Origin of the sequence: Nitrospira sp. (assembly GCA_029194675.1) — a bacterium.
Taxonomy (GTDB): Bacteria; Nitrospirota; Nitrospiria; order Nitrospirales; family Nitrospiraceae; genus Nitrospira_D.
This window is the reverse complement of sequence record JARFXP010000001.1, coordinates 1,172,142-1,194,726: the sequence shown is the minus strand read 5'-3', so window position 1 is coordinate 1,194,726 and position 22,585 is coordinate 1,172,142. Positions and strand designations below refer to the sequence as shown.

Sequence of the window (22,585 nt, the reverse complement as noted above, 5' to 3'; positions counted from 1 at the left end):
GACCAGCCGGATTCATTTCCAGAAGTGAACCAGGCTACCGGATGGCCTTGGCTATCCCTCCAATATCAACTTTTTCTGATGAGAAATGGGAGCTAGGCGTGGTTTGCCGTGGCGTTATGGTTGGCAACCCCTACCCACGAGAAAAATTACGTTGGATATGATCGTCGAGTGTATGGGTCAATCGCTCTCGATCCTCAGGACTGATCGAAACAATCTTCGCGCCTAATGTAGGCGTACGCACGTGAATGACTTCCAGCTCGCAGGTCAAGGATCTCCCCTGCTCAAGTTCTATCACGAGTTGGAGCACATCACCGCGCTTCACGAACAGCCGGCTTTCGAGACGGACGCCGGACTGGCTGACATCCAGCACCTTACACGGCGCCGAGAGAGCGCCGCGCTGGAGCCGGCCGAGACGGCCGGCATCGACACGCGAGTGCTTGCGCTTGAAACCCATAACCATCCTCCTCGCTCCGGCATCATAACAGGAGGATGGATCATGCCGAAGCAAATGCTTAAAGCTTTCCGCCGACCAAGACTCGCACCTGTTCCATGCGTTTGCGGTTGACGCCAAAATCGCTGTAGCCGGTGCGGGAAGCAGAACGAAAGTGAATTGTCTTCGTGGTCTCATCGAAGAGAAACTCCACGTCATCGACGAAGCGGAGCAGCAGGCTGGTGAACTCGTAGTGGAGATAGGACTCGTCCTCATCGACCAGCTTGGTCCGAGGCAAGGTTGTGAGCACCGCTTTCAACGCCTCTTTCGCTTCCGCGCGAGACTTCGTGTACTGGAACGGCGCGATGGCATGGCTCTCATCAGTGGCATGCGTCGAGACGCAATTCGGACTGGAAGGGCAAGGTGAAAGCGCACGCGGACTCATTTGGTCCGCACTTTACCCGCTTCCATCAGCACCCGCAACCAAATCTCTGCAACGACCACAACATGATGAGAGTCAATAGGAGATACTCGTCAGCGTCGGTATTGTTTCAGCTGGACCCACCACCTCTACCGAGACTTGTCCAATGATACGCCCGTCTTGGGACTCGACATCCACCCGCCAATCGCCTGGATCAAGGCCCTGCTTGAAACTATAGGCTCGATAGCCGCCCTCGCGCCCACCCGAGATCTTGATGGGAATTCTATCCGCATGCATGAACGGCCTCTCGCTGTTGGGACGGAAGTACCAATGGTGGTAAATCGTGGTGTTGAGCTCGACCGGTGCAAAGACGGCGGTGAAGCAATAGATCGGCTGGTTCGAGGGATAGGTCGTATCCGAACGTTTCCAGAACTCATACCACTGTTTCTCAAACGCCAGTTCGAACTGGTCTCCGGCTCGCTTTACGTCATGATAGATTCCACCGAATTTGAGCGACAGCGGCACGGGCGGGATCCAATTCAGGAAATAAAACCCGACCAGGATACCGATCAGTGCCGCGGCAGGAACGGTCACACCGATTGCTTCGCCTCGTGATCGGTCCGGATTATTCCGATAGATCAACTGAGCCACTCGCAAGATGACCCCTACGCTCACGATCGCTCCAACCACAAAAACCGCAGCATTCATGTAGCCGGTCATCACGGGAAAGAAGAACGTGAAGAACGCAAAACAGACCACTGCATAGAGGCTGATCAGCAGCCGAAGATTTGAGAGTCGATCTCGCAAGAACTCGTTGGCTACCAAGAGCATGATAAGCAAGGCAAAGAAGACCGCCGTGCCGGTAAGTGTGGCGCTTCGCGAGTAGAAGATTGTGTAGGCACTGAAGAGACCACCCAACAAGAACTGACTCGCCATGGGATAGTAGGGACGGCTCTCCAATACCCAACGCATGAAGGGAGAACATGATGCGAGCTGGGCACGATCAGGTGGGGGCTCAATTCCCAATCGTCCCGTCAGTACGATCAACACACCCAGTAACGCCAGGTACAGCATCAGCACGAGGTTATCCAAAAGCCGATCGATGCGTGTGAGGGTGAGCGTGTCGTAGATCACACCAGAAAGGAAGAACACGGCCGGCATGAACGGTTTCGCAAGCGTGGATTGGATCTTCGCGAGCGGACTCATGTCATCACTGTGCGAAAATGTCGGGAATTGATCAACGGAAATTTGGATTCACGGGACCGGGTTGATCGGCTGTGCCCGTGAGCAATACGGGCTTCTTGATGGTGACTCACACGAACGCCGGTAAGGGAGCATATACGACGGGGTGACCAATCAGCCGCTCCAACCATGGCGCCATCGCCGATTCGTGGAGCGGAGCGTGATTGAGGCGTGCTTCGATCCTGAACTGCCCGTTGATTCCGACGATGCCGATGATCGCCGAGGCATCCTCAGCATCAGGCAACACCGCGCGCGTTTGAAATTCGCAGAGCGTGGTGTACAGGAGGCCGTAAGGTCGAATCGCATTCTGCACCTCCGGTAGATCATCCAGCGGGCAGTGGACGGAACAACGATACACGAGCCGCGCGCCCGGCTCGATCCTCTGGAATTCTGCTAAGGCTGCTTCTGAAAACCCAGTGAGGTAGGCACGAACTCCGGCCGGTTCCGGATGGAACGTCTCCGCAAGCTTGCTGGCCGGCACGAGGAATTCAAACGCATCGGATGAGTTGTACTCGAACTGGCAGGGGCCAAACGCATCTGGCCAGGAGCAGAAGAACGGAATGGAAGCATCGGTAGGTCGGACGATCACCACGTTCTTCTCTACATGGGTCTCGATTGGCAGGTCCAAAACGGTAATCGCGTCGAGGAAGGCTGCTCGCCTCTCATCCAACCAGCTGGTCCGATCGGCATCCCCGCGAATTTCGCCGGGCGTGATGACGACCTGAGTCTGGAGGCGGACCCGGATGAACGAGTGGGCATGCCGAAACCCAATCCAGAACATGGCACGTTGATCATGAAGCTGCAGGACTTCTCGAATGCGCCAGGGATGGCTGATGGAGCAATACGTGCCGATATTTTGATGACGCTGATAGATCGTATGGTAGGCTCCCGATAGCAGAAAGAAATCCCCGCGCCATTGTTCCCGTACGTGGATGAGCGTGACGTCTTCCGTGGCCCAGGGGTCAAGCTGATCGAAGTCGTCGAGCGACCCGACCGTCCATTCCTCTACATAGCAGATCACGTCGCTGGCGGGCGAGACCGGCTTTAACCCGAGTGAGGCGAGCCGGTCCCCCACGGCAAGCGCATGACCGAAGCTCAAGGACGTCGTCGTTTCCCATCGCCGCTCACGCACCGTGAGGGATCCTTCAAGACAGATTGAGGTTATCGTCAATTTTCAGAAGATCAGTGCCCCTCCCCACGGGGCTGCCACGGGTCACTGTTGCGGGAGACGCCGTGCCGGGCGTAACGCCTTGTTGTCAATCGTCGTGTCGGCGATCAGCCGATCCAGTCCGTCTCTTATGGTCATCGCCAATTGTTCCCGCATATCGTCTTCACTGAACCAAAACACAGTTCGACTCCGCCCCCCTTCAATGGTGCGGATGGTCGTGCTTCGATCGACGAGGTTCCGGGCCTGAATTGTAAACCGGTTGCTGGTGTCGATCACGGTGGAAAAGACGCGGCTCTTCGCGGTAGCGGAGAAATCTTTCACCTGTCCGCTGATGACAATATCGGCATCCGCTGCGGATCCTGGCGAGGCCACACGCACGTCCCATACCCGATCTCGCCACCCGCGAGTTCTTAAGCGATCGGCGAGTCGCTGAGTGATCAAGCCCGCAAGCCCATCACCTGACACATCGAAATATGTGGTTCCTCCCCAGAGATGAGTACGCGTCCCCACACGGCTCTTGTCCGCCCGTCGATCGTCAAACGGTTCGATGGCGATCTTGATCGGATCGATGTCGGTCAATTGCACCATAGGTGGCTTTTCACGCAAATCCAGATGACGCACCTGTCCTGTTCCTCTACAGCCGGCCAACATGGTCGCCATCATGATGACACAGACCAGAACTCGTAATGACGATTGCTTCACGGGCTCCTCCCTGTCAAAGTTCAAAAAGAGTGGCGGCCCAGTCTACCCAAGTTCGGCGCCGGAGACAATTAGGATAAAAAAGTTAGGGGGTGACGAGGGGGTGCATTGACCGAAAGGTTTCGCATGCCACCTGAGCCAGCCGTCCCTCCCGTACTCGGGGGTCGCTTAAGGGCACATAGCGAACGACCTTCAGGAACGATCGTTCTGCCAGCACGGCAGCGATCTGGGCCTTGCGGTCATGGGTGATCGGCAGCGTATAGCCTTCTCCCCATTTCCACTCCCATAACGACGGCGCCAGAGAAAGTTCCAGGTCTCTTCCTGCGAGCTGGTGAAATCGGCCAAGCAGCTGGCGCTTGTATCGTCCGATCTCCGAACCTTCCAGTAAGAGTGCATAGGCCACGTGGTGTCCCCACCAGACCAGCGTACGGAACGTGAACTTGTTCCCGCCGGAGAAGTGTTTGGGACAATCAAGGTATTGATAGGGGAAATCCTCCAGATGCTCGCCTTTTACCAGCTGATGGATGTGGGGATCGAAATCGGGAGGGACGACAAACGACAGACCTTTCAGGTCATTCCGCAATGCGTCATGCGTCGCCTCAAGCATGGCTCGTATTTTGGTCGTGATCGCAGCCTTTTTCCGAAAGAACTGTGCGTCCGCCAGCAGCGCGGTCTCATCGTCGGTGAACAGCATAGACTGGGCAGTTATGGCACGTGGTTGGTTCACGAGGATGATGAAAAAGCTCGTCCAGCAAGGCCGCAGCGAGCGAACGGCCGAGGCGTACGCGGTTGGTACGTTGAGGCCTTGAGTGATGCGAGAACGACGCTGGAGAGCTTTTGCAACATTCTCAAGCTACTTGTGGCGCGTTTCAAACGCCGAGACCGTCAGCTCGTACTGCCGTCGGCAGTCGGCACAGCGCAACCGCACGAGATCCTGAAACACATCCATTTCACGAAGCGACAGCGAGGTATGATGTGTCGAGACGCAAGTTTTAAGGAGCGCCTCGCCGTGCTGTTCATCCTTCGGTGCGTCCTCTTCGGGCCTTCGTGACGCCGAGGGCTCTTTTGAACTGACCGTGGCAACCGTTAGATAATGGGCCGACTTGCATGAACTGCAGGAGAGCACCACCGCACGCTCGTCCGTCATTCGCTTGATGGTCACACACAGGGGATGGACCGACCAGCACTGTTGCAGAAACGCCCCGCTACGGATGACCTGCGCCATGATCGTCTAGCAGAGGCTGTTGAAAAAGCCAGCCAGCGGCGTTCTCGCGGCGCTTAGAGACTCAACGTACGGCTCAGAGTACGCTTCGCCTCTTCGCTTGCTGCGGCCTTGCTGGACGGCCTTTTTGACCAGCCTGCGGGCTCCTGTGAAATGGTGTGAGACTTCTGAAAAGCGCTATGTCACCCCGGGCGCCCGAGCAGAGGGTGGGACGAAGAACCGGAATTCAGAGCATGGCCCCCACGGGCGCCTCATCTTTCTTCGGAGAAGGAGAGACGGCCCCCTCCTGGATCGAACGACAGGTTTTGCACACCCGCGGGCGTGCTTTTAAGAAGGAGACCTTCCCACTGGCAAGGCAACTGTAATGAACAAACTCGTCACAGACCGTGCAACGAGACCAGCCTCCCCGGAGCATCGTCTTGTCCCGATAGAGGTCTTCTCGGCACACCCGGCAAAGGCGCGGCTCGATCGGAAGCGTCATCGGCTCCCACTCGCCACCGGCTTTTCGAATACTCATGGGAAGGGAGTATAGCGGGGCGACCGGCGGAAAAACAAGCGAAGGGGTAGCCGGGCTTCCTGAATCAAGTTTCCGCTTCAGCTGCGCCACAGCCGCCACACAGATGAGTTCCACCAGCCTCCCTATTTTAGTCCCTTTCGGCGCAGTTGCTCGGTCAGCTCCTCATACACATGTCGACGGTGGCCGACGGCCATCAGGTGAACGACTCGCCCCTTCCGATCGACGGCATAGACGATGCGAAAGCGGCGAACGCGATATTTTCGGAGCCCGTCGAGTTCTCGCTGGAGCGGGTTTCCACATTCGGGATCAGCAGCAATTGCACGAATGGCCGCCTTGATCGACCGTTTCAGATCGGGATGGAGCGATCGAATCACCTCCGCCACATGCGGAGGGATGTCCGGACGGAAGAGGGTCACGCCGAGCGGCGTTTCTTGTTGGGCGTCAAGGGTTCGCCGAACACATCCTCAAACGACAGCCCGTTGTTCTTCCTCCTATAAAACGCCCAGCTCTCGGCAATTTGACTCATAAGCGCGGGATCGCTGAGGACATCCAACGTTTCCTTGAGGCGAGTGTACTCGTCAACATTGATCAGAACGGCAGCCGGACGGCCGTTCTTCGTCACGACCACTTCCTCTTCGCGCTCTTGCACCGCCGTCACAAGCTCCGGCAAGCGGGTTTTCACCTCCGACAACGGTAATGTTTTTGCCATAACCAACCTCGTTCTCAATATTGACCATAATTCTGGTCATGATCATATAGTGGCAGAAGGGATGCCGTCAAATTGAGAGAACGGTGGCCGCTGCGCGATGCGAATCGGGGAGTGCGTGAGCCGTGAACATATTGGGGCTAGGCGTAATGTCATCACGACGAGCAATCAGAAAACTATTTCCGATCCCATTGTTTCTCCTCGTCAGCGATCGGGATCGTCCTGCACGATGGCATTGTGTTGGTTCCCCCAAACCGGGAGATGGCAGACGCCGCCTCGAAACGCCAGTCGTAATTCTCCATAATGGAAGAAGAATCGTCAAAATTCAGAACTTGTAGATAGCTTTTAGCTCTCGCTGTAGCACGTGTAATCCCGCTTCAATGTTGTTTTTCGGAAAGGGGATGTAAGCCACCCCGGATAAGTTTGTAGGGATGTTTACTCCATCCTCATGCAGCAAGACGACAAGATTTCTACCATAGCGGCCCTGAAAAAAACCGATCTCGTGCATCACGTTCTCGCGAACCCGAGCCTCGTCCTCATTCGCAACATCGTCACCAGTCATCACGATGACAGCACTGTCACACCGAGCAGCATTCTCGATCAGTTTCTCAATAATTGTTCGGCCCAGATTTGGTTCCTGCGCAAGCTCGATGGTCAGCAGCTCTACATCTTTTTCGATAAACGCTTGTACAGCCCGCCAGTCATTCGAACGCCCATGGGTAATGAAAACGCGTCGAGCTGCCTCTTGCTTAGGTTGTTCCAGCTCACTGTTCGCACGTATCTCAAAGACTTGATCAATATCGCGAACGAGGCGCTCGACCTGTGCACGAGAGAAATGCACAGGTGCGGGCTGTCCCGGGACAGTAGAGACCATCGTAGTATCGGGCTCAGTCTCTATGGGTTGGAAGTCGGCATAGAGATCGGGAAGTAGCTTCTTTAGTGTCTCAAGGTGACCGGCGGCCTGAGCAAAGTAGTGTTGAACCAGCTCCGGGCGGAAATTCGCCCGAGTGAGAACTTGCCCCCCACTTCGGTTTCTGCTTACGTTCTCGCTCATTACAGCGGCGATGGCCTTCCGAATTCCGGAGAGTTTCGCCATTACATTAGACAGGTCGCTCATAGGCGTAAATGATCACTCAGCCGGACAGGCGCTGATGAAACGCGGCGCATTCTCCGCTGATCCAGTAATTCCGTCAAGACTCATCTAGGACGGATGCTGGTTGATCACTTCTACCGTTTGACTCATCCCCCATCGTTGGTTGTTCTCCGTGCGAGTTGAGGAGTTCTCAGGAATACAGACTATATGAACATCGAGGAGTATTCCGAACAGAAACGATTCGATGTCGATCGATTTCTCGATCTCGTCGCACCCCCGTCTGTTACCCCACCGACAACCTTGCACGAAAGCATGCGCTACAGTCTGCTGGCGGTGGGAAGCGGATCAGACCGATCTTGACGATCGCGGCGGCGGAAGCGATAGGCCCCGGGGGAGAATACGATCTCACGGAGGGCGACCTAAAACTCCTTGCGAAGACCAGGGGCATTTTGAGCCTGATCCCCCATACGCATCAATGCCTCTTGAGGGCAAGCAGGTCGAGGCTCGTTGCGGGCTTACTTCTACCCAATCTGGTCTATTCCACTCCTAAGGAAAATTCTCTCTTGTGAAAGAGCAATTGACTGCCGTATTTCAAGAAGAGCCGGAGGGCTATATCGCGTTCGTGTAAGAGCTGCCCGGCCCTGGCCCTAACGGAGTGGCGGTCCATCGACCCGGATCGGGCGCGGCTATTTGCCATCGCCTGCATCCGGCTTGGTGGCTTGTGATATTCCAAGCCATCGGAGCGCGTCTTCAGGCTTATCGAACGCCTTGAGAAGCATGCCACGGTTCACTGCAACGGTTTCGCCGAACCTCCGCGGGTCAAGCACTGGTTCTTTTAGTACATAGGCGAATTGTGTGGAAGGGGAAACACCCCGTTGTGCAAAGTCCCTGATCGTGTGCGCGACGAATTCGCCGAAATAGAAGCGTTCCATGGTTTCAGGTTTTCCGACGAGCTTCCGGCCATCAAAGAACACTCTCTTGGTATTGTGCCGGGCAACAGCCTCAAGGATTTCTACAAAGTTTCGTTTAGCCTCTGCTAACGAAAACTTCCCCATTGCCTCTACGTTGAGGAAGCCTGATTCAAAGCGTATCGCTGATAGCATGCCCATGAGATCACCGGTCCTTCCAGCCAACGACTTGCAAGGACCAGACGCGCGCCGAGGCGTGGACGGGGCTATCGGCTCCAGCCGCAGGCCGCGAGCGCCGTGCGGCAGCGGTGGCTGATTGCGCGGCGTCCTGTGGGATCATAGGGAAAGGTCTACACATGAGTGGCGAATGGACAGCTCTTGTCACCATACAGAGTGATGCTGTCCTTCGCAACCTGCAAGTGCGAGAAGAGAGTACAGACTTAGATGGTTGTGGTACTATGCCGCGCATGAACGCGGCAGTGAGTCTGCTCTGGCTGTTGCTTTCCGTGCTTGGTGCGCTCGCGCTTGCCCACGTTGTCGGTGCTGTTAATCCTTCTGAGAAGGTGAATGGGCTCTGGCTGGTCGTTGCAGCTGCTTGTATCTATGTGCTGGCCTATCGGTTCTATGGGCGATGGCTGGCCAAGCAAGTCGTTGGACTGAACAATCAACACGTGACGCCGGCGGTGCGGTTGAACGACGGCGTGAATTTTCACCCCACCAACAAGGTCGTGCTCTTCGGCCACCACTTTGCTGCGATTGCAGGGGCGGGGCCCTTGCTTGGTCCGGTCTTGGCCGCGCAATTCGGATTCATGCCCGGTTTTCTCTGGCTGGTGATTGGCGCGGTGCTCGCTGGCGCGGTCCAGGACTTCATTATCCTAGTGGCTTCCATGAGGCGCAACGGGCGCTCCCTCCCCGAGATTGCGCACGATGAATTGGGTTCCATCACCGGGACGGCAACTGCGGTGGCAGTGCTCTTTATCGTGGTAGTCGCGTTGGCGGGTTTGGGGTTTGCCGTCGTGAATGCCCTCTATCACAATGCCTGGGGTACGTTTACGATCGCGATGACGATCCCGATCGGTTTCCTCATGGGCTTTTATCTCCAGAGGTTTCGCCCAGGCGCAATCGCGGAAGTGTCGGTGCTCGGTATCGTTCTATTACTGGCCGCAGTGTTCTTTGGCCGCGTGGTCGCTCAATCATCCTATGCGTGGCTCTTCGAGTTCGACAAGCCGGCGCTGGTCTGGCTGTTGGCCGGCTATGGCTTTCTCGCCTCGGTGTTACCAGGCTGGATGCTGCTGGTGCCGCGCGGCTATCTCTCGACCTTCATGAAGCTTGGAGTCGTGTTTCTGCTCGGGTTCGGCGTCATCCTCATGGCACCGACGATCGAGATGCCGCGCGTCACGACGTTTGCAAATGGTGGCGGTCCGATTATCCCAGGCACGCTCTTCCCCTTTCTCTTCATCACGATTGCCTGCGGGGCGATCTCAGGTTTCCACTCCTTGGTGTCGTCCGGCACAACGCCCAAGATGATCGAGAAGGAATCGCAAGCGGTGGTGGGGTATGCAGCGATGTTGCTGGAAAGTTTCGTCGGTGTGATGGCGTTGATCGCGGCCTCGGTGCTGATTCCCGGCGACTATCTGGCGATTAATACGACATTGGATTGGGATGCGCTGACGGCCATGGGTTTTGTACCGTCGCGGATTGCCGAGTTGTCTCAATTGGTCGAAGTTGATGTTGCCGGACGCCCGGGTGGAGCTGTGTCGTTGGCGGTCGGCATGGCGTCCATCTTTTCCGCACTACCCGGCATGTCTGGCTTGATGGCCTATTGGTATCAATTCGCGCTGGTGTTCGAGGCGTTATTCATCCTGACGACGATTGATACGGGAACGCGCGTAGCACGGTATCTCATCCAAGAAATGACGGGGCGGGTCTATGCGCCCTTTCGCCGAATGAATTGGGTGCCGGGCGTTATATTGAGCAGTGGTCTGGTCGTGGGAGCCTGGGCCTATTTGATCGGAACAGGGAGCATTTCGACGATTTGGCCGATGTTCGGTGCCGCGAATCAGCTGCTGGGTATGCTGGCGCTCTGCATTGGGACGACAGTGTTGATCAAGATGTGGAAGTCTCCCTACCTCTGGGTGACGGCGCTGCCGATGCTTTTCGTGGGCGTGATTACATTGACTGGATCTTACGAAATGTTTTGGATGTTCTTGAAGAAAGCCGGATCATTGGCGGCGGGACAGGCCTTTGCCCTCTATCTGGACGCGGTGTTGGTAGCACTGGTGGCGGTGCTGGGTTTGGTTGTCTTGAGCGACAGTATCAGGCAGTGGTATGGCTATGTGGTCTTGAAGAAGCCGTTTACGAGCAGCGAGGTAGTGGTGTTGGCGGGTGGAGGGTCAGCAGGGCGGATGCAGACGGCAATCCATTGCGATGCTGAGAAGGGCTTTAAGTTGCCGCATGGGACCGGGTGCTGTTAGAGCGCCCTGGCCAATCTCCCGTGCTCGCGCACCCTGCACACAAGGTTTATCATATTCATCAGTTAAGGGAGCTGCTCGGTGCATGCGCGCAGTAGGAGATCGACCAGGACGCTCTTTGGAATTAGAAAGTAACAGAAGGAGGCAGTTGTGGCTGATCAGTTTTCATTCGACGTGGTGTCGGAAGTGAATATGCAAGAGCTGAAGAACGCATTGGATCAGGCGACGAAGGAGATCAAGCAGCGGTTTGACTTCAAGGACTCGAAGACGGAGATCACGCTGAAGGAAAAGGAAAAAGAGTTGGCCGTCGTTTCGGATGATGAGTACAAGCTGAAGGCGGTGCAGGAAATTATCAAGGCCAAATGTGTGAAACGCGGCGTATCGCTGAAAGCGTTCACACAGGGCGCGATTGAGCCGGCATTGAGCGGGACTGTGCGGCAAGTGGCCAAAATTCAGAGTGGACTTGCCTCGGACAAAGCGAAAGAGATCACCAAAGCGGTCAAAGATTCCAAACTGAAAGTCCAAGCGCAAATTCAGGGTGAACAAGTGCGGGTGTTGGGCAAGAGCAAGGATGAATTGCAGTCCGCGATCGCGTTCTTAAAGGGCGAAGATTTCGGCATCGACTTGCAGTTTACGAATTATCGCTGAGTGAAGAATGGAACGGCACCCGTGTCGGTTTCCGTGCTCACCGAGTGCGCACCACGGAGATTCCTAGGTTAAGGTGCCTGCTCATGTGGCGGCTGCCATCCTGTCTACTTTTCCTTTTGGTTGTCGCGCTCTGCGGCTGCGATCGCAGCGATGCAATCGTCGTCATTCAACTCCATCCGAAGAATCCGGATATCATGTATGTGGCGACGAACGACTATATCTATAAGACTCGTGACGGCGGGCAGACATGGACGAATCTGTCCAAAGGAATGAGTTACTCCCGTGTGATCGCCATGGCGATCGATCCTGTTTATCCCGCGACGGTCTATGCAGGGACGAAGGGCGATGCCGTCTATAAGAGCCATGACGGTGGGCAGCGCTGGACCTCGATGCGTTCCGGGCTTGATGATGCGACAATCACCTCCGTGGTGAATCAGTTTCTCTTCGATCCGGCCGATGCGCAACACATCTTCCTTGCCACGACGATGGGCGTGTTTGAAACCAAGAACGGCGGTGAGCATTGGACGAAGAAAATGGAAGGGATGAAAGAGGTATTGATGGTTGTGACGCTGGGCATGGATCCGACCAGACCTTCCATTCTGTACGCCGGCACCAGCGGCGGCGTCTACAAGTCGATAGACCAAGCCGGCCGTTGGGAAAAAGTGAACAACGGTTTAGTTCCACCGGATATGCTGAAAACGTCGCGGGCGCTGAATGTTACTTCGGTCCTGGTCGATCCATACGAGCCCGATACCATCTATGCGGCCACGCTCGCGGGGCTGTATAAATCAACGGATGCGGCCAGGTCTTGGAAGCGAATCGGAGAGTCGCTTGCCGACCAGATGATTGTTGCCATGGTGCTGGATCGAACGCGTCGAGACGTGATCTACATAACGGGGCGCGATGGAGTGCATCGCAGCGAGGATGGCGGTGTGATGTGGAAGCTGATGAACAGTGGGCTTGTGACCACAAACGTCAGAACAATCGCACAAAGTGCGACGGAGTCGAAGGTCTTCTATGCCGGCACGAACGGCAGCGGTTTGTATCGCAGCAAAGATGCGGGGGAGACTTGGGAGGCGATGCCCGCGCTTGTGGGTAAGTCGTAAGCATGGGGCTATCGTCTCCGGCTGTTCAGGTCGGAGTCTCCGATAGAGGCACCGACTCCGCGTTGCGGAAGTGCGGAAGTTCCGTCACGATTTTGGGCGCGGTCGACTTCGAAGCCGATGCTGCTGGGCATGGTGGTGTCCTGTATGTCCGTCCCTGGCCGATGCGGGAGTTGGCTGTCCTGTACATCCTCCCCTCTCCGCGGGCGAAGTGACTCTGCCACATTGCTATAGGGAGATACCGAGGCTCCGATGTCCGCACCGAAGTGTGAATTCAACTTGGTGTCCTCGATGTCTCCTCCAATGCGTGAGCGCAATGTCGTGTCTTGAATCTCCATCCCGGTCGGTGCTGACGATGGCGGACTTTTGGCTTTGAACTCCTTCTTGATCGTCTCTTCATCCGCTTGGATCTGCGCTTTGGCTCGGCCGCTGGCTTCATAGTCGACTTCGCTGAGACCTTGCTGTGCCTCGTTCAATTTATCCAGGTGTCCCTTGAGTCGAAACAGTTTTGCACGTGCTTGTGCGACGGTTCCGACAATCTCGCTGAGCGTGAATTGTCGAGCAAACGTGCCGAGCTTCGGGCTTTGTCCGGGGCCCCCGCCTAATCCGGAGTTTCCAGATCCCACACCGAATCCGGTGGAATTGAAAATGCCCTTTTGTTGTACGGCTTTGAGTATGTGGTTAGCTTCATCGATTAGGTTAACGATTTGTTCCGGGGCGTCACTCTCGGTCAGGCAGCATGAGACAAACGCCCGATAGCGACCTGAAAATTTGGAGGCTACATTCTGCAAGTCCACGATCTTTATCGGATCTCGGTCGGGGAGATCGAATCCCTGTTGGCGTGCACTTTCTCTGAAAGATTCTGCCGCCTGTTGGTCGTAGAGTGCCTCGCACTCCGAGCTCTTTTTCGTCGAAATCTGCTGGTCGGGCGTCTTGCTTGAGCACCAATAGATCGGTGCCGGCTGGTTGAGCGGATTATTAGGATTGAAATCCTTTGCAACGGCCTGTTCTAAACAGACGAACGGAACGATGAGGAACAGGAACTGTCTTGAGTATGAGCAAATCGAATGACAGGTATACATGAAAGCATTCTCTAATCGAAACTCCTTGAAGTCAACGAAACTCTACGAGTCGGATGGGCTAGGAATATTTCGGTACTGGCTACAGGACTGGGACGTAGCTTGTTGTAATTGAAAACAAATTGATCGGGCCCGATCAGTTCCACGTGGTCGGTTATCCTTTCTCCTGCATCTGCATTAAACTCACTAAGTAACTTAAAAGTCAGTTGACAACCAAAAATGCGCGAGTATACTTCGCTTGACGTGGGCAAAAGTGGAGAGTAGTGGGAAATAGTAATTCAAGCGAAGGCTTTCATGTTCCTGTGCTTGGACAAGAAGTGTGTTTCTGGCTTATTTCTGATCGATCAAGGACGATTTTGGATTGTACGGTGGGATATGGTGGGCATGCAGAAATGCTCCTAACAGCCAGCTCAGTTAAGACCACGGTCATAGGGCTGGACCGAGATTCTCAAGCCATTGATTTCTGTCGGCGGCGTTTGAACCGATTCGGAGACCGTGTTGTGTTGCGACAGGGGAATTTTCGGAACTTGAAGTCGCATCTTGCTGAAACCGGAATCGCGACGGTCGATGGTGTGCTTTTCGATTTTGGGGTTTCGTCTCCACAGTTGGATGATCCATCGCGAGGGTTCAGCTTTCAGCGAGAAGGTCCGCTTGACATGCGCATGGACCAAACGATCGGGGAAACTGCCTCCGATCTGGTGAACCGCAGTTCCGAACACGAGCTCGCGGACATCATCTTTCAGCATGGAGAGGAGCGATATGCCAGGCGAATTGCTCGAGCAATCGTGCAGGGCAGGCAACACCGTCCGGTCGAGACCACAGGAGCACTCGTTTCCATCATCGCTCGGTCCGTGCCGGCGTCTTATCGCCACGGACGGATCCATTGTGCAACGCGGACATTTCAGGCACTACGGATTGCGGTGAATCATGAGATGGATTTCTTGGAGCCGTCGCTTCGAGATGCAACCGAAGTGCTGGCCTCCAGGGGAAGAATCTGCGCAATCTCCTTTCATTCCCTCGAAGACCGTATCGTCAAGCATGCTTTCCGGTCCCTCTCGCAAGGACCGGAAGCCGCCCTTTCCATACTCACCAAGAAACCGGTTCTTCCTTCTCAGGCAGAGTGTGAAGCGAATCCCAGGTCGCGAAGCGCGAAATTGCGAGTCGCTGAACGTCAACCGAGGATGGGGCTTTTATGAAGACCGTCGCCGCTTTTGTAGGATTCTGTCTCGTGTTGGTGTTTGTGTGGGAGCGTGTAGACGTGGTTCGGATCGGTTATGAAATCGAGCGGTTGAAGCGTGACAAGACGACGCTGGAACGTCAACGGGATGAACTCCGCGTCAAGGTTTCCGCATTGAGTGCCTCCGACCGGATCGCGAAATTGGCGACTGAAAAACTCGGTATGAGTTTGCCTCAGCAAGGGCAGATTGTAGTGGTTCAGTCCGGGCCGCGTGGTTTCCATCCCCCGGATATTGCGCCGGTTGGGCTGAAAGTCGCCAGGAATTATCTTCCCAGCGGGAGGCTCTAATGGCCGGCTCTCTTTCTCGCGGTCGTCGGTATGTCCTATTGCTGCTGCTGCTCTCTGGTTTTGGGGTGGTTCTGTTCCGGTTGGTCACGTTGCAAGTATTGCAAGCGGCTGAACTCTCGGTCAAAGCTGATCGACAGCATCAAAAGACGGTGACGTTGGAAGGGGCGCGCGGTACGATTGTCGACCGACACGGCAAGATTCTGGCCATGAATGTGGAAGTACCGTCCGTATTCGGAGTTCCGAACACATTGGATAACCCTCTCAAGACCGCTCGACAGTTGTCGCCGATTCTGCATGTGAGGACCGAGGAGTTGGAACGAAAACTTCGACAGGACCGGAGTTTCGTATGGTTGGCTCGAAAGCTGGATCCTGAGCAGGGGCGTCAACTCGATCGTTTGTCGCTTGATGGAATTGGTGTTGTAATGGAAGGCAGGAGGTTCTATCCCAAAGGGCCGCTCCTGGCTCATGTGTTGGGTTTTGCGGGAATGGACGGTGAGGGTTTGGAAGGCGTCGAGCATCGCTACGAATCGCACTTGCGCGGTGAAAAGCGGATGATGGTTCTGCAACGTGATGCCCTGGGGCGTACGGTGTTTCCCAAGGGAATGACGGAAGGAAGTCCGACGTCCGGCCATAGCCTCACGCTTACGATCGATGAGGTGATTCAGTATATCGCTGAGCGAGAGCTTGAGGACGCGGTTGGACGTGCGCAGGCAAAGTCAGGAACAATCATCGTGCTCGATCCAAAGACCGGAGCGGTGTTGGCCATGGCGGTCAGTCCGCGGTTTGATCCCAACACCGTATCGGCTCTCAGCCCTGATCGCTGGCGAAACAGAGCGCTTACGGATGCCTATGAACCAGGGTCTACGATGAAGGCGATGATGGCTGCCGCCGCCATTGAGGAACGAGTGGTACGGCCGAATACGATGGTATTCGGTGAGCATGGTCATATGACGGTCGCGAACACCGTGATTCATGATCATGAGCGACTGGGATGGGTCTCTTTCGCGCAGGTGATTCAGAAGTCCAGCAACATCGGAGCGGCGAAAACCGGTATGGCGCTGGGGCAACAGCGTCTCTATCGATATCTCCAAGCGTTCGGTTTCGGACAGCGAACGGAGATCGACCTTCCGGGAGAGGGGGCCGGATTGGTGAGAAATCCAAGAGACTGGGGGCGTCGTTCAGTCGCGTCTATCTCCATAGGGCAAGAGATAGGTGTGACTCCGCTTCAAATGGTAGCTGCGGTCGCGGCTATCGCAAACGGGGGCGTGTTGATGAAACCTTATGTGATTTCAGAAATACGAGATGCTGATGGCCACATCCTTAGACAGATACCTCCTCAAGCCAAGCGACGGGTCATTTCTCCGGAAACGGCGCGCAGCGTGACGAAGATTCTTGAAGGTGTCATCACGGACGGCACCGGCGCGAAGGCGGCTATCCGAGGGTTCCGGGCGGCCGGCAAAACCGGTACGGCCCAAAAGATCGACTCCCGAACAGGTTCCTATTCGGCCACTCGATTTGTCGCATCTTTCACCGGATATGTACCCACAGACAACCCTCAGCTGGCCATGATCGTGGTGATCGATGAACCTCAACGTGATGCATGGGGTGGGGCTGTCGCCGCTCCCGTGTTTAGCCGTGTTGGGGAACAGGTGTTAAGTTACTTAGGCGTGCCGCCGAATGAGCCTGTCATGTTGGCGATGGCGTCGCGAAGATTGTGATCGTATTTGGACATGTCGATGACCTTGGCAACCTTGCTTCAGGCGCTGGAAGGACAGGTGAAGATTCTTGATCGTCACGGAGACTTGGACCTGTCCGTACATGCGATCACCGATGATTCTCGGGCCGTCTCTGCCGACAGTCTCTTTGTAGCTGCAAAAGGCGAGCGGGTCGATGGACATGAATTTATTTCAGAGGCGAAGAGAAGAGGAATGCTCGTATTAGTGTCGCAGCAGCCGGTGAGGGAGGTGTCTCTTACGTTCGTCCGCGTTGACGACTCCAGAAAGGCACTCGGTTTGCTGGGAAGCCGCTTCTATGGAGATCCCTCGTCGCACATTCGGATGATCGGCGTGACTGGGACGAACGGAAAAACCACCACGACGTATGTCTGCAAAGCGCTCCTGGAAACCCTGGGCCATCCGGTGGGTTTGATCGGAACCGTCGTCTATCAGATCGGTGAGCGCATGATGCCGGCGACGCACACGACGCCAGGTTCTCTTGAGCTGCAACAGCTGCTTGCCAAGATGGTCGCAGGCGGATGCACCACGGCGGTTATGGAAGTGTCTTCTCATGCTCTGGCGCAGGATCGCACGAGCGGATGCGAATTTGACGTGGCGGTCTTTTCGAATCTGACTCAGGATCATCTCGATTTTCACAAGACCTTGGAGGAGTACTTTCGCGCAAAACTGAGACTTTTTACAGGATTGAAGAGAGGGCTGAAGGCGAATAAGCGAGCGATCATCAACATCGATGACCCCTATGGAAATCGTATTGTCGAGCGAAGCCCAGCGCCGGTTTGGACCTATGGAATAAAGGCCAAGGCGGATCTGCGAGCTGAAGCGGTGCGGTTGTCTCTTCAGGGAACAAACTTTACCGCCGCGACTCCGGTCGGAAGCTTCCCCATCGAGAGTCGGCTCGTGGGCGAGCACAATGTCTACAATTTGCTAGCCGCCATCGGGGTTGCGCTTCACGAAGGGGCCACTCCTGCGCAAATTCGTGAGGCTGTGGCAAAGATCATGAACGTGCCGGGACGGTTCGAACGTGTGATCGCAGGCCAGCCGTTTACAGTGGCCGTGGATTACGCCCACACCGAAGACGCGCTCGTCCGATTGCTGACGGCGGCACAAGCGCTGAAAACGGGACGCATCATCACAGTCTTCGGGTGCGGTGGAGACCGTGACCGTGGAAAGAGGCCGAAGATGGGAGAAGCGGCCGTGCGCTACAGTGACGTCGTGATATTGACTTCAGACAACCCTCGAACCGAGGACCCCCTCTCAATTCTGGAACAAGTCGAAGTCGGGGTGATCGAGGCGCTGCGGCAACGGCCACACGTACAGTACCGAAAAGTGCCTGATCGGCGAGAAGCCATCGAAGAGGCGGTGCGTGAGGCCCGCAGTTCGGATATGGTTTTGATCGCCGGTAAAGGGCATGAAGACTACCAGATCATCGGCACGAAGAAAGTTCATTTCGATGATCGCGAGGTGGCGCGCGACGCCATCGAACGACTCTGAACCCGCGTCTAGCTCACGCGAGCAGGGGCCGGTCGGTGCCTTGAAACATCAGATGACTCTGTTTACCGTCGAAGAATTGCGGGAAGTAGTCAGCGCGAGGGTCTTGGCCGGTGAAGGGACCGGTTGGACAAAGCACCGTATCCGGAGGATCAGCCTGGATACTCGGTCTCTTCGACCTGGAGATCTCTTTCTCGCACTGCGAGGAGATCGATTTGACGGCCACGACTTTGTGGCCGCAGCGCTGTCGCGCGGGGCGGTGGGAGCGATCGTGCTCGATTCCTATGATGTGTCGAGGCTTGCCTTGAACTGTGACTCGAAGCGCACCCAACCATTTATCTTCGGCGTCAGCGATCCGCTCCATGCCTACCAGCAGTTGGCCGCGTACCACCGAAGTCGATTTCAAATCCCCGTCGTTGCTGTCACGGGAAGCAACGGCAAGACGACGACGAAGGAAATGGTCGCCAATGTCATGGCCCAGCGCTGGAAGATTCTCAAGACCGAAGGCAACCTGAACAACCGTGTGGGCGTTCCGCAGACCGTGCTCCACCTCAACGATCGACACAAGGGGGCTGTCATCGAGATGGGAGTTGATAATCTCGGCCAGACCGCCAGGCTGTGTGAAATAGCCCGACCCACGATCGGGATCATTACGAACATCGGCCCCGACCACTTGGAGTTTTTCGGAACCATGGAGGTATCAGCTCAAGCAAAGGCGGAGTTGCTCGATCTGCTTCCTTGCGATGGGACCGCCATCCTGAACGCAGATGATCCGTTTTACGACTATCTTGCCGCGCGCCCTCGATGTCGTGTGGTGTCATTCGGCCTTTCATCAAAGGCTGATGTGCGGGCAAGGGATGTGAAATCCGACGGCCGCAATGGGACGATCTTTCAGCTGCTGTTACCAGGAACAGTATGCCACGCCCTTGTTCATATTAGAGTCCAGGGTGATCACAACATCACGAATGCCTTGGCGGCTGGAGCGGTCGGTTCTATCCTGGGTTTGCCCGGTGGGGTCATCGCTCAGGGGCTGTCCCGTTTCCGGTCCGCTGCCATGCGGTCACAGGTCTTAGTCAAGCAGGGCGTGAAGTTGATCATCGACTGTTACAATGCAAATCCTGCCTCCATGAAAGCGGCGATGCAATTGCTGGTGCAAACGGAGGCGAAAGGAAAAAAAATTGCAGTTCTTGGAGACATGCTGGAACTCGGTCCGAATGCCGATCAGATGCACGAGGAAGTCGGCAGATTCTTGGCACGCCAAGGAGTCGATCTGCTGGTGGCTTGCGGCGGGTTAGGGCGAAGTCTCGCCACAGGAGCGAAACAGGCAGGACTGGATCCATCCCATATTCTCGAAGCGCCGGATGCACGCGCCGCCGCGGCCGCCGTGAAAACTGTCGTAAGAGCGGGTGATACCGTGCTGATCAAAGCCTCGCGCGGCATGAAATTGGAGCTGGTCGCTGACGCACTCCGAGGAGCAACACGTACGACGAAAAAGGCTTCGTAACGGTCGCCCAGGCTATGCTGTATATCTGGCTCTATCCGCTCCACACAAAGTTCTCGTTTCTAAATGTTTTTCGTTATCAGAGCTTTCGCATTATTTACGCCGCCGTCACGGCGTTCCTGATCGCATTCGTGCTCGCGCCGTGGGTGATTCGCAAGCTTCAAGAGATCAAGCTGGGGCAACAAATACGTGACGACGGTCCAAAGCGACATCTGGCGAAAAGTGGAACACCGACGATGGGCGGCATCCTCATTATCTTTGCGGTCACGCTGTCGACGCTGCTCTGGGCCGACATCTCACGTCCCCATATCTGGCTGGTTCTTGCCGCGACGCTGGGGTTTTGCGCCATTGGGTTTGTGGACGACTATCTCAAATTCATCAAGGCTCGTTCGAAAGGACTCTCGGCATCGCAAAAGTTCACGGCTCAAATAGCCATTGCGCTCCTCGTGGCGCTGATTTTGTACTCGCTGCCCGGCTACACCACGAAGCTGAGTGTGCCGTTTTTCAAGAATTTCATGCCCGATTTAGGATGGTTTTATGTTGTCTTTGCCGTTTTGGTGATCGTTGGAAGTTCCAATGCCGTCAACCTCACTGATGGTCTCGATGGGCTGGCGATCGGTCCGGTGATGATTGCGGCGTTGGCGTACACCGTGGTCGCCTACGTCACCGGTCACCGGTTGATGTCGGAGTATCTCCTGATCCCCCACATCGACGGTGCCGGAGAGATGGCGGTCTTTACGGCAGCCATCCTCGGTTCAAGTCTGGGGTTCCTTTGGTTCAATACCTATCCGGCCTCCGTCTTTATGGGAGATGTCGGTTCACTCCCGCTTGGAGCGGCCCTTGGGACGGTGGCGGTCATCAGCAAGCATGAGTTGTTGCTGCTGATGGTTGGTGGTGTCTTCGTGATCGAGGCTGTCTCGGTCATTTTTCAGGTTGCTTCATACAAATCCCGAGGGAAAAGAATCTTTCTCATGGCTCCGATTCACCACCATTTTGAGATGAAAGGCTGGGAAGAACCGAAAGTCGTCGTGCGTCTGTGGATCATCGCCATTTTGCTGGCTCTCTTGAGTTTGAGCACGCTGAAGTTGAGGTAATGGGCATGGTGGGGATGGACATCACGCAGTTGACAGGAGCTCGCGTCACAGTCGTGGGACTGGCACGGAGCGGCGTAGCGGCTGTTCGCTTGTTGCAGGAGGCCGGAGCGTTGGTGACGGTGGCCGACCGGAAAGATCGAGGAGAGCTGTTCGAAATGCTTGGATCTCTGGATCAGGCGGCAACCAGGCTCGTGCTGGGCAGTGATTATGAATCGGCTCTCGACCAGGCTGAACTTGTGATTGTTAGTCCTGGAGTTCCCTATCGGTTGGAGGCCCTTGAACGGGTTCGTCGTCGAGGTACGAAGGTCATCAGCGAACTTGATCTCGCATCGCGGTTTCTTTCCGCTCCTATTCTGGCCTTGACCGGCACCAATGGGAAGAGCACGACGGTTACACTGATCGGAAGGATGCTGCAAGAGAGTGGAAAGCGGATATTTGTCGGCGGGAATCTTGGCACGGCGATCAGTGAAGCCGCCGTACAATCGCTGCGAGCCATGAAGATGGGCGGTCCATGCCCGTACGACGCGTTGGTCGTGGAAGTGTCCAGCTTCCAGCTGGAAACCATCGAGCAGTTTCATCCATGGATTGCCGCGATTCTCAACGTGACGGTGGACCATCAGGATCGCTATGAGTCGATCGACGAATACGTCGCGGCCAAAAACAGAATCTTCGAGAACCAAACTCCGTCCGACTACGCCCTCTTCAATCTGGATGATTCGAGGGTGGCACCTCTGCGGCGAAGCGCGAGGGCCAACGTACTCGGTTTTACGAGGACCCAGACGTTGCCTTCTGATCTGACAGGGGGAACCTATCTCGATCGAGATCGCATCATGACGACCATTGGAGGCCGGACTCGGGAGATCTGTGCGCGGAACGAGATCAAGATCATCGGCAATCACAACATCGAAAACGCCATGGTGGCTGCAACCTATGCGCTCTTGAGCGGGTGTCCGCTCGGTATCATTCGTCAGGTCCTCAGTGAGTTTCCTGGATTGGAACATGCGTTGGAGGTCGTTCGTGAGTGGCGGGGCGTACGGTTCATCAATGATTCTAAGGGCACCAACGTGGATGCGACGCTCAAAGCATTGGAGAGCATCGATCAACCGATTTGGCTGATCGCCGGTGGACGCGACAAGGGAGGGGATTTTTCTCGGTTGGCTCCCACAATTCATCGGAAAGTGAAGCGGCTCATTCTGATCGGTGAAGCGGCGCCGCTGATTGCGAAGGCGATGGAAGGCTATCAGGCGATCGAACGAGCAGGCACATTGCGGGAGGCCGTTGAATTGGCGGCATCCGAAGCTGACGCCGGCGATGAGGTACTTCTCTCGCCAGCCTGTGCAAGTTTCGACATGTTCGTAGATTATCAAGATCGGGGGCGACAGTTTAAAACTCTCGTGCAATCCTTGCCGGTGTAGTCGACTCACAAGAGCTCGCAGGCTGTTCAAAAAGGCCGTCCGGCAAGGCCGCAGCGAGCGAGGAGGCGAAGCGTACTTTGGGTCGTACGTTGAGCCTCTAAGCGATGCGAGAACGCCGC

Annotated in this window: 24 protein-coding genes; 11 read left to right on the top strand and 13 right to left on the bottom strand. The window is 55.7% G+C overall.

Translation table 11 applies throughout. The annotated features are described in order from the left end of the window. Positions 1-130: 130 nt before the first annotated feature. The 11 genes from P0120_05655 to P0120_05605 all read right to left on the bottom strand — a co-directional run bounded on the left by P0120_05655 (position 131) and on the right by P0120_05605 (position 7,522). Positions 131-454, bottom strand: coding sequence for a PilZ domain-containing protein (locus P0120_05655; protein ID MDF0673812.1), 324 nt, complete (start codon positions 452-454; stop codon positions 131-133). A 58-nt stretch (positions 455-512) separates the two neighbouring features. After that, on the bottom strand, positions 513-875 hold the full coding sequence (locus P0120_05650) for a DUF1499 domain-containing protein (protein ID MDF0673811.1): 363 nt from the start codon (positions 873-875) through the stop codon (positions 513-515). Between the two features lie 72 nt (positions 876-947). Further along, the gene (locus P0120_05645; protein MDF0673810.1) at positions 948-2,057 is read right to left on the bottom strand and encodes a DUF2914 domain-containing protein; all 1,110 of its coding nucleotides are present in this window, start codon (positions 2,055-2,057) and stop codon (positions 948-950) included. A 106-nt stretch (positions 2,058-2,163) separates the two neighbouring features. Then, positions 2,164-3,225, bottom strand: coding sequence for a hypothetical protein (locus P0120_05640; GenBank protein ID MDF0673809.1), 1,062 nt, complete (start codon positions 3,223-3,225; stop codon positions 2,164-2,166). 81 nt (positions 3,226-3,306) lie between these two features. After that, entirely contained in the window at positions 3,307-3,963 is a 657-nt protein-coding gene (locus P0120_05635) for a hypothetical protein (GenBank protein MDF0673808.1), read from the bottom strand. Positions 3,964-4,045: 82 nt separating this feature from the next. Then, a complete protein-coding gene (locus tag P0120_05630; protein ID MDF0673807.1) occupies positions 4,046-4,687 on the bottom strand; it encodes a hypothetical protein in 642 nt (213 codons plus the stop codon). Between the two features lie 126 nt (positions 4,688-4,813). Beyond that, positions 4,814-5,185: a hypothetical protein gene (locus tag P0120_05625; protein MDF0673806.1), complete on the bottom strand. Its 372-nt coding sequence runs from the start codon at positions 5,183-5,185 to the stop codon at positions 4,814-4,816. Positions 5,186-5,408: 223 nt separating this feature from the next. Continuing rightward, positions 5,409-5,813 carry a hypothetical protein gene (locus P0120_05620; GenBank protein MDF0673805.1) on the bottom strand — a complete coding sequence of 135 codons (405 nt, stop codon included), beginning with the start codon at positions 5,811-5,813 and terminating at the stop codon, positions 5,409-5,411. An 8-nt stretch (positions 5,814-5,821) separates the two neighbouring features. After that, entirely contained in the window at positions 5,822-6,115 is a 294-nt protein-coding gene (locus P0120_05615; GenBank protein MDF0673804.1) for a type II toxin-antitoxin system RelE/ParE family toxin, read from the bottom strand. Further along, complete coding sequence (locus tag P0120_05610; protein ID MDF0673803.1) at positions 6,112-6,408, bottom strand: type II toxin-antitoxin system Phd/YefM family antitoxin; 297 nt, start codon at positions 6,406-6,408, stop codon at positions 6,112-6,114. The genes P0120_05615 and P0120_05610 overlap by 4 nt, the downstream gene beginning before the upstream one ends. Positions 6,409-6,730: 322 nt before the next feature. Beyond that, on the bottom strand, positions 6,731-7,522 hold the full coding sequence (locus P0120_05605; GenBank protein ID MDF0673802.1) for a nucleotide-binding protein: 792 nt from the start codon (positions 7,520-7,522) through the stop codon (positions 6,731-6,733). 183 nt (positions 7,523-7,705) lie between these two features. Between P0120_05605 and P0120_05600 the strand changes: the two genes are divergently transcribed. Continuing rightward, the gene (locus P0120_05600; protein MDF0673801.1) at positions 7,706-7,858 is read left to right on the top strand and encodes a hypothetical protein; all 153 of its coding nucleotides are present in this window, start codon (positions 7,706-7,708) and stop codon (positions 7,856-7,858) included. A 326-nt stretch (positions 7,859-8,184) separates the two neighbouring features. Here P0120_05600 and P0120_05595 read toward each other — a convergent pair whose 3' ends face one another. After that, the gene (locus tag P0120_05595; protein MDF0673800.1) at positions 8,185-8,607 is read right to left on the bottom strand and encodes a hypothetical protein; all 423 of its coding nucleotides are present in this window, start codon (positions 8,605-8,607) and stop codon (positions 8,185-8,187) included. 257 nt (positions 8,608-8,864) lie between these two features. Here P0120_05595 and P0120_05590 point away from each other — a divergent pair, with 257 nt between their 5' ends. The 3 genes from P0120_05590 (at position 8,865) to P0120_05580 (ending at position 12,631) form a co-directional block, all read left to right on the top strand. Beyond that, positions 8,865-10,880, top strand: a complete 2,016-nt coding sequence (locus tag P0120_05590) for a carbon starvation CstA family protein (GenBank protein MDF0673799.1) — start codon at positions 8,865-8,867, stop codon at positions 10,878-10,880. Between the two features lie 147 nt (positions 10,881-11,027). Beyond that, on the top strand, positions 11,028-11,525 hold the full coding sequence (locus P0120_05585) for a YajQ family cyclic di-GMP-binding protein (protein ID MDF0673798.1): 498 nt from the start codon (positions 11,028-11,030) through the stop codon (positions 11,523-11,525). A gap of 83 nt (positions 11,526-11,608) precedes the next feature. Beyond that, positions 11,609-12,631: a hypothetical protein gene (locus tag P0120_05580; protein ID MDF0673797.1), complete on the top strand. Its 1,023-nt coding sequence runs from the start codon at positions 11,609-11,611 to the stop codon at positions 12,629-12,631. An 8-nt stretch (positions 12,632-12,639) separates the two neighbouring features. Here the strand turns inward: P0120_05580 and P0120_05575 are convergent, their stop codons facing one another. Next, positions 12,640-13,710, bottom strand: a complete 1,071-nt coding sequence (locus P0120_05575; GenBank protein ID MDF0673796.1) for a hypothetical protein — start codon at positions 13,708-13,710, stop codon at positions 12,640-12,642. 260 nt (positions 13,711-13,970) lie between these two features. On the opposite strand from P0120_05575, the gene rsmH reads away from it, so the two are divergent. Genes rsmH through murD form a run of 7 tightly spaced genes read left to right on the top strand, consistent with a single transcriptional unit; the run spans position 13,971 to position 22,466 of the window. Continuing rightward, positions 13,971-14,903 (top strand): 16S rRNA (cytosine(1402)-N(4))-methyltransferase RsmH, encoded by a 933-nt coding sequence (gene rsmH / locus P0120_05570; protein MDF0673795.1) that lies wholly within the window; start codon positions 13,971-13,973, stop codon positions 14,901-14,903. Then, complete coding sequence (ftsL, locus tag P0120_05565) at positions 14,900-15,232, top strand: cell division protein FtsL (protein ID MDF0673794.1); 333 nt, start codon at positions 14,900-14,902, stop codon at positions 15,230-15,232. The genes rsmH and ftsL overlap by 4 nt, the downstream gene beginning before the upstream one ends. Beyond that, positions 15,232-16,950 carry a penicillin-binding protein 2 gene (locus P0120_05560; GenBank protein ID MDF0673793.1) on the top strand — a complete coding sequence of 573 codons (1,719 nt, stop codon included), beginning with the start codon at positions 15,232-15,234 and terminating at the stop codon, positions 16,948-16,950. Before ftsL ends, P0120_05560 begins: the two co-directional genes overlap by 1 nt. An 18-nt stretch (positions 16,951-16,968) precedes the next feature. Then, positions 16,969-18,459, top strand: coding sequence for a UDP-N-acetylmuramoyl-L-alanyl-D-glutamate--2,6-diaminopimelate ligase (locus P0120_05555; protein MDF0673792.1), 1,491 nt, complete (start codon positions 16,969-16,971; stop codon positions 18,457-18,459). A 40-nt stretch (positions 18,460-18,499) separates the two neighbouring features. Continuing rightward, positions 18,500-19,960 (top strand): UDP-N-acetylmuramoyl-tripeptide--D-alanyl-D-alanine ligase, encoded by a 1,461-nt coding sequence (locus P0120_05550; GenBank protein MDF0673791.1) that lies wholly within the window; start codon positions 18,500-18,502, stop codon positions 19,958-19,960. Between the two features lie 14 nt (positions 19,961-19,974). Further along, complete coding sequence (gene mraY, locus P0120_05545) at positions 19,975-21,051, top strand: phospho-N-acetylmuramoyl-pentapeptide-transferase (protein ID MDF0673790.1); 1,077 nt, start codon at positions 19,975-19,977, stop codon at positions 21,049-21,051. Positions 21,052-21,056: 5 nt separating this feature from the next. Then, on the top strand, positions 21,057-22,466 hold the full coding sequence (murD, locus tag P0120_05540) for a UDP-N-acetylmuramoyl-L-alanine--D-glutamate ligase (GenBank protein ID MDF0673789.1): 1,410 nt from the start codon (positions 21,057-21,059) through the stop codon (positions 22,464-22,466). The last annotated feature ends 119 nt before the right edge of the window (positions 22,467-22,585 follow it).

What these genes read in the sequence shown, in the direction of transcription:
- P0120_05655 (MDF0673812.1), bottom strand. Translation starts at nt 454, where the DNA reads ATGGGTTTCAAGCGCAAGCACTCGCGTGTCGATGCCGGCCGTCTCGGC.
- P0120_05650 (MDF0673811.1), bottom strand. Translation starts at nt 875, where the DNA reads ATGAGTCCGCGTGCGCTTTCACCTTGCCCTTCCAGTCCGAATTGCGTC.
- P0120_05645 (MDF0673810.1), bottom strand. Translation starts at nt 2,057, where the DNA reads ATGAGTCCGCTCGCGAAGATCCAATCCACGCTTGCGAAACCGTTCATG.
- P0120_05625 (MDF0673806.1), bottom strand. Translation starts at nt 5,185, where the DNA reads ATGGCGCAGGTCATCCGTAGCGGGGCGTTTCTGCAACAGTGCTGGTCG.
- P0120_05610 (MDF0673803.1), bottom strand. Translation starts at nt 6,408, where the DNA reads ATGGCAAAAACATTACCGTTGTCGGAGGTGAAAACCCGCTTGCCGGAG.
- P0120_05605 (MDF0673802.1), bottom strand. Translation starts at nt 7,522, where the DNA reads ATGAGCGACCTGTCTAATGTAATGGCGAAACTCTCCGGAATTCGGAAG.
- P0120_05600 (MDF0673801.1), top strand. Translation starts at nt 7,706, where the DNA reads ATGAACATCGAGGAGTATTCCGAACAGAAACGATTCGATGTCGATCGA.
- P0120_05595 (MDF0673800.1), bottom strand. Translation starts at nt 8,607, where the DNA reads ATGGGCATGCTATCAGCGATACGCTTTGAATCAGGCTTCCTCAACGTA.
- P0120_05590 (MDF0673799.1), top strand. Translation starts at nt 8,865, where the DNA reads ATGCCGCGCATGAACGCGGCAGTGAGTCTGCTCTGGCTGTTGCTTTCC.
- P0120_05580 (MDF0673797.1), top strand. Translation starts at nt 11,609, where the DNA reads ATGTGGCGGCTGCCATCCTGTCTACTTTTCCTTTTGGTTGTCGCGCTC.
- P0120_05575 (MDF0673796.1), bottom strand. Translation starts at nt 13,710, where the DNA reads ATGTATACCTGTCATTCGATTTGCTCATACTCAAGACAGTTCCTGTTC.
- ftsL (MDF0673794.1), top strand. Translation starts at nt 14,900, where the DNA reads ATGAAGACCGTCGCCGCTTTTGTAGGATTCTGTCTCGTGTTGGTGTTT.
- P0120_05560 (MDF0673793.1), top strand. Translation starts at nt 15,232, where the DNA reads ATGGCCGGCTCTCTTTCTCGCGGTCGTCGGTATGTCCTATTGCTGCTG.
- P0120_05555 (MDF0673792.1), top strand. Translation starts at nt 16,969, where the DNA reads ATGACCTTGGCAACCTTGCTTCAGGCGCTGGAAGGACAGGTGAAGATT.
- mraY (MDF0673790.1), top strand. Translation starts at nt 19,975, where the DNA reads ATGCTGTATATCTGGCTCTATCCGCTCCACACAAAGTTCTCGTTTCTA.
- murD (MDF0673789.1), top strand. Translation starts at nt 21,057, where the DNA reads ATGGTGGGGATGGACATCACGCAGTTGACAGGAGCTCGCGTCACAGTC.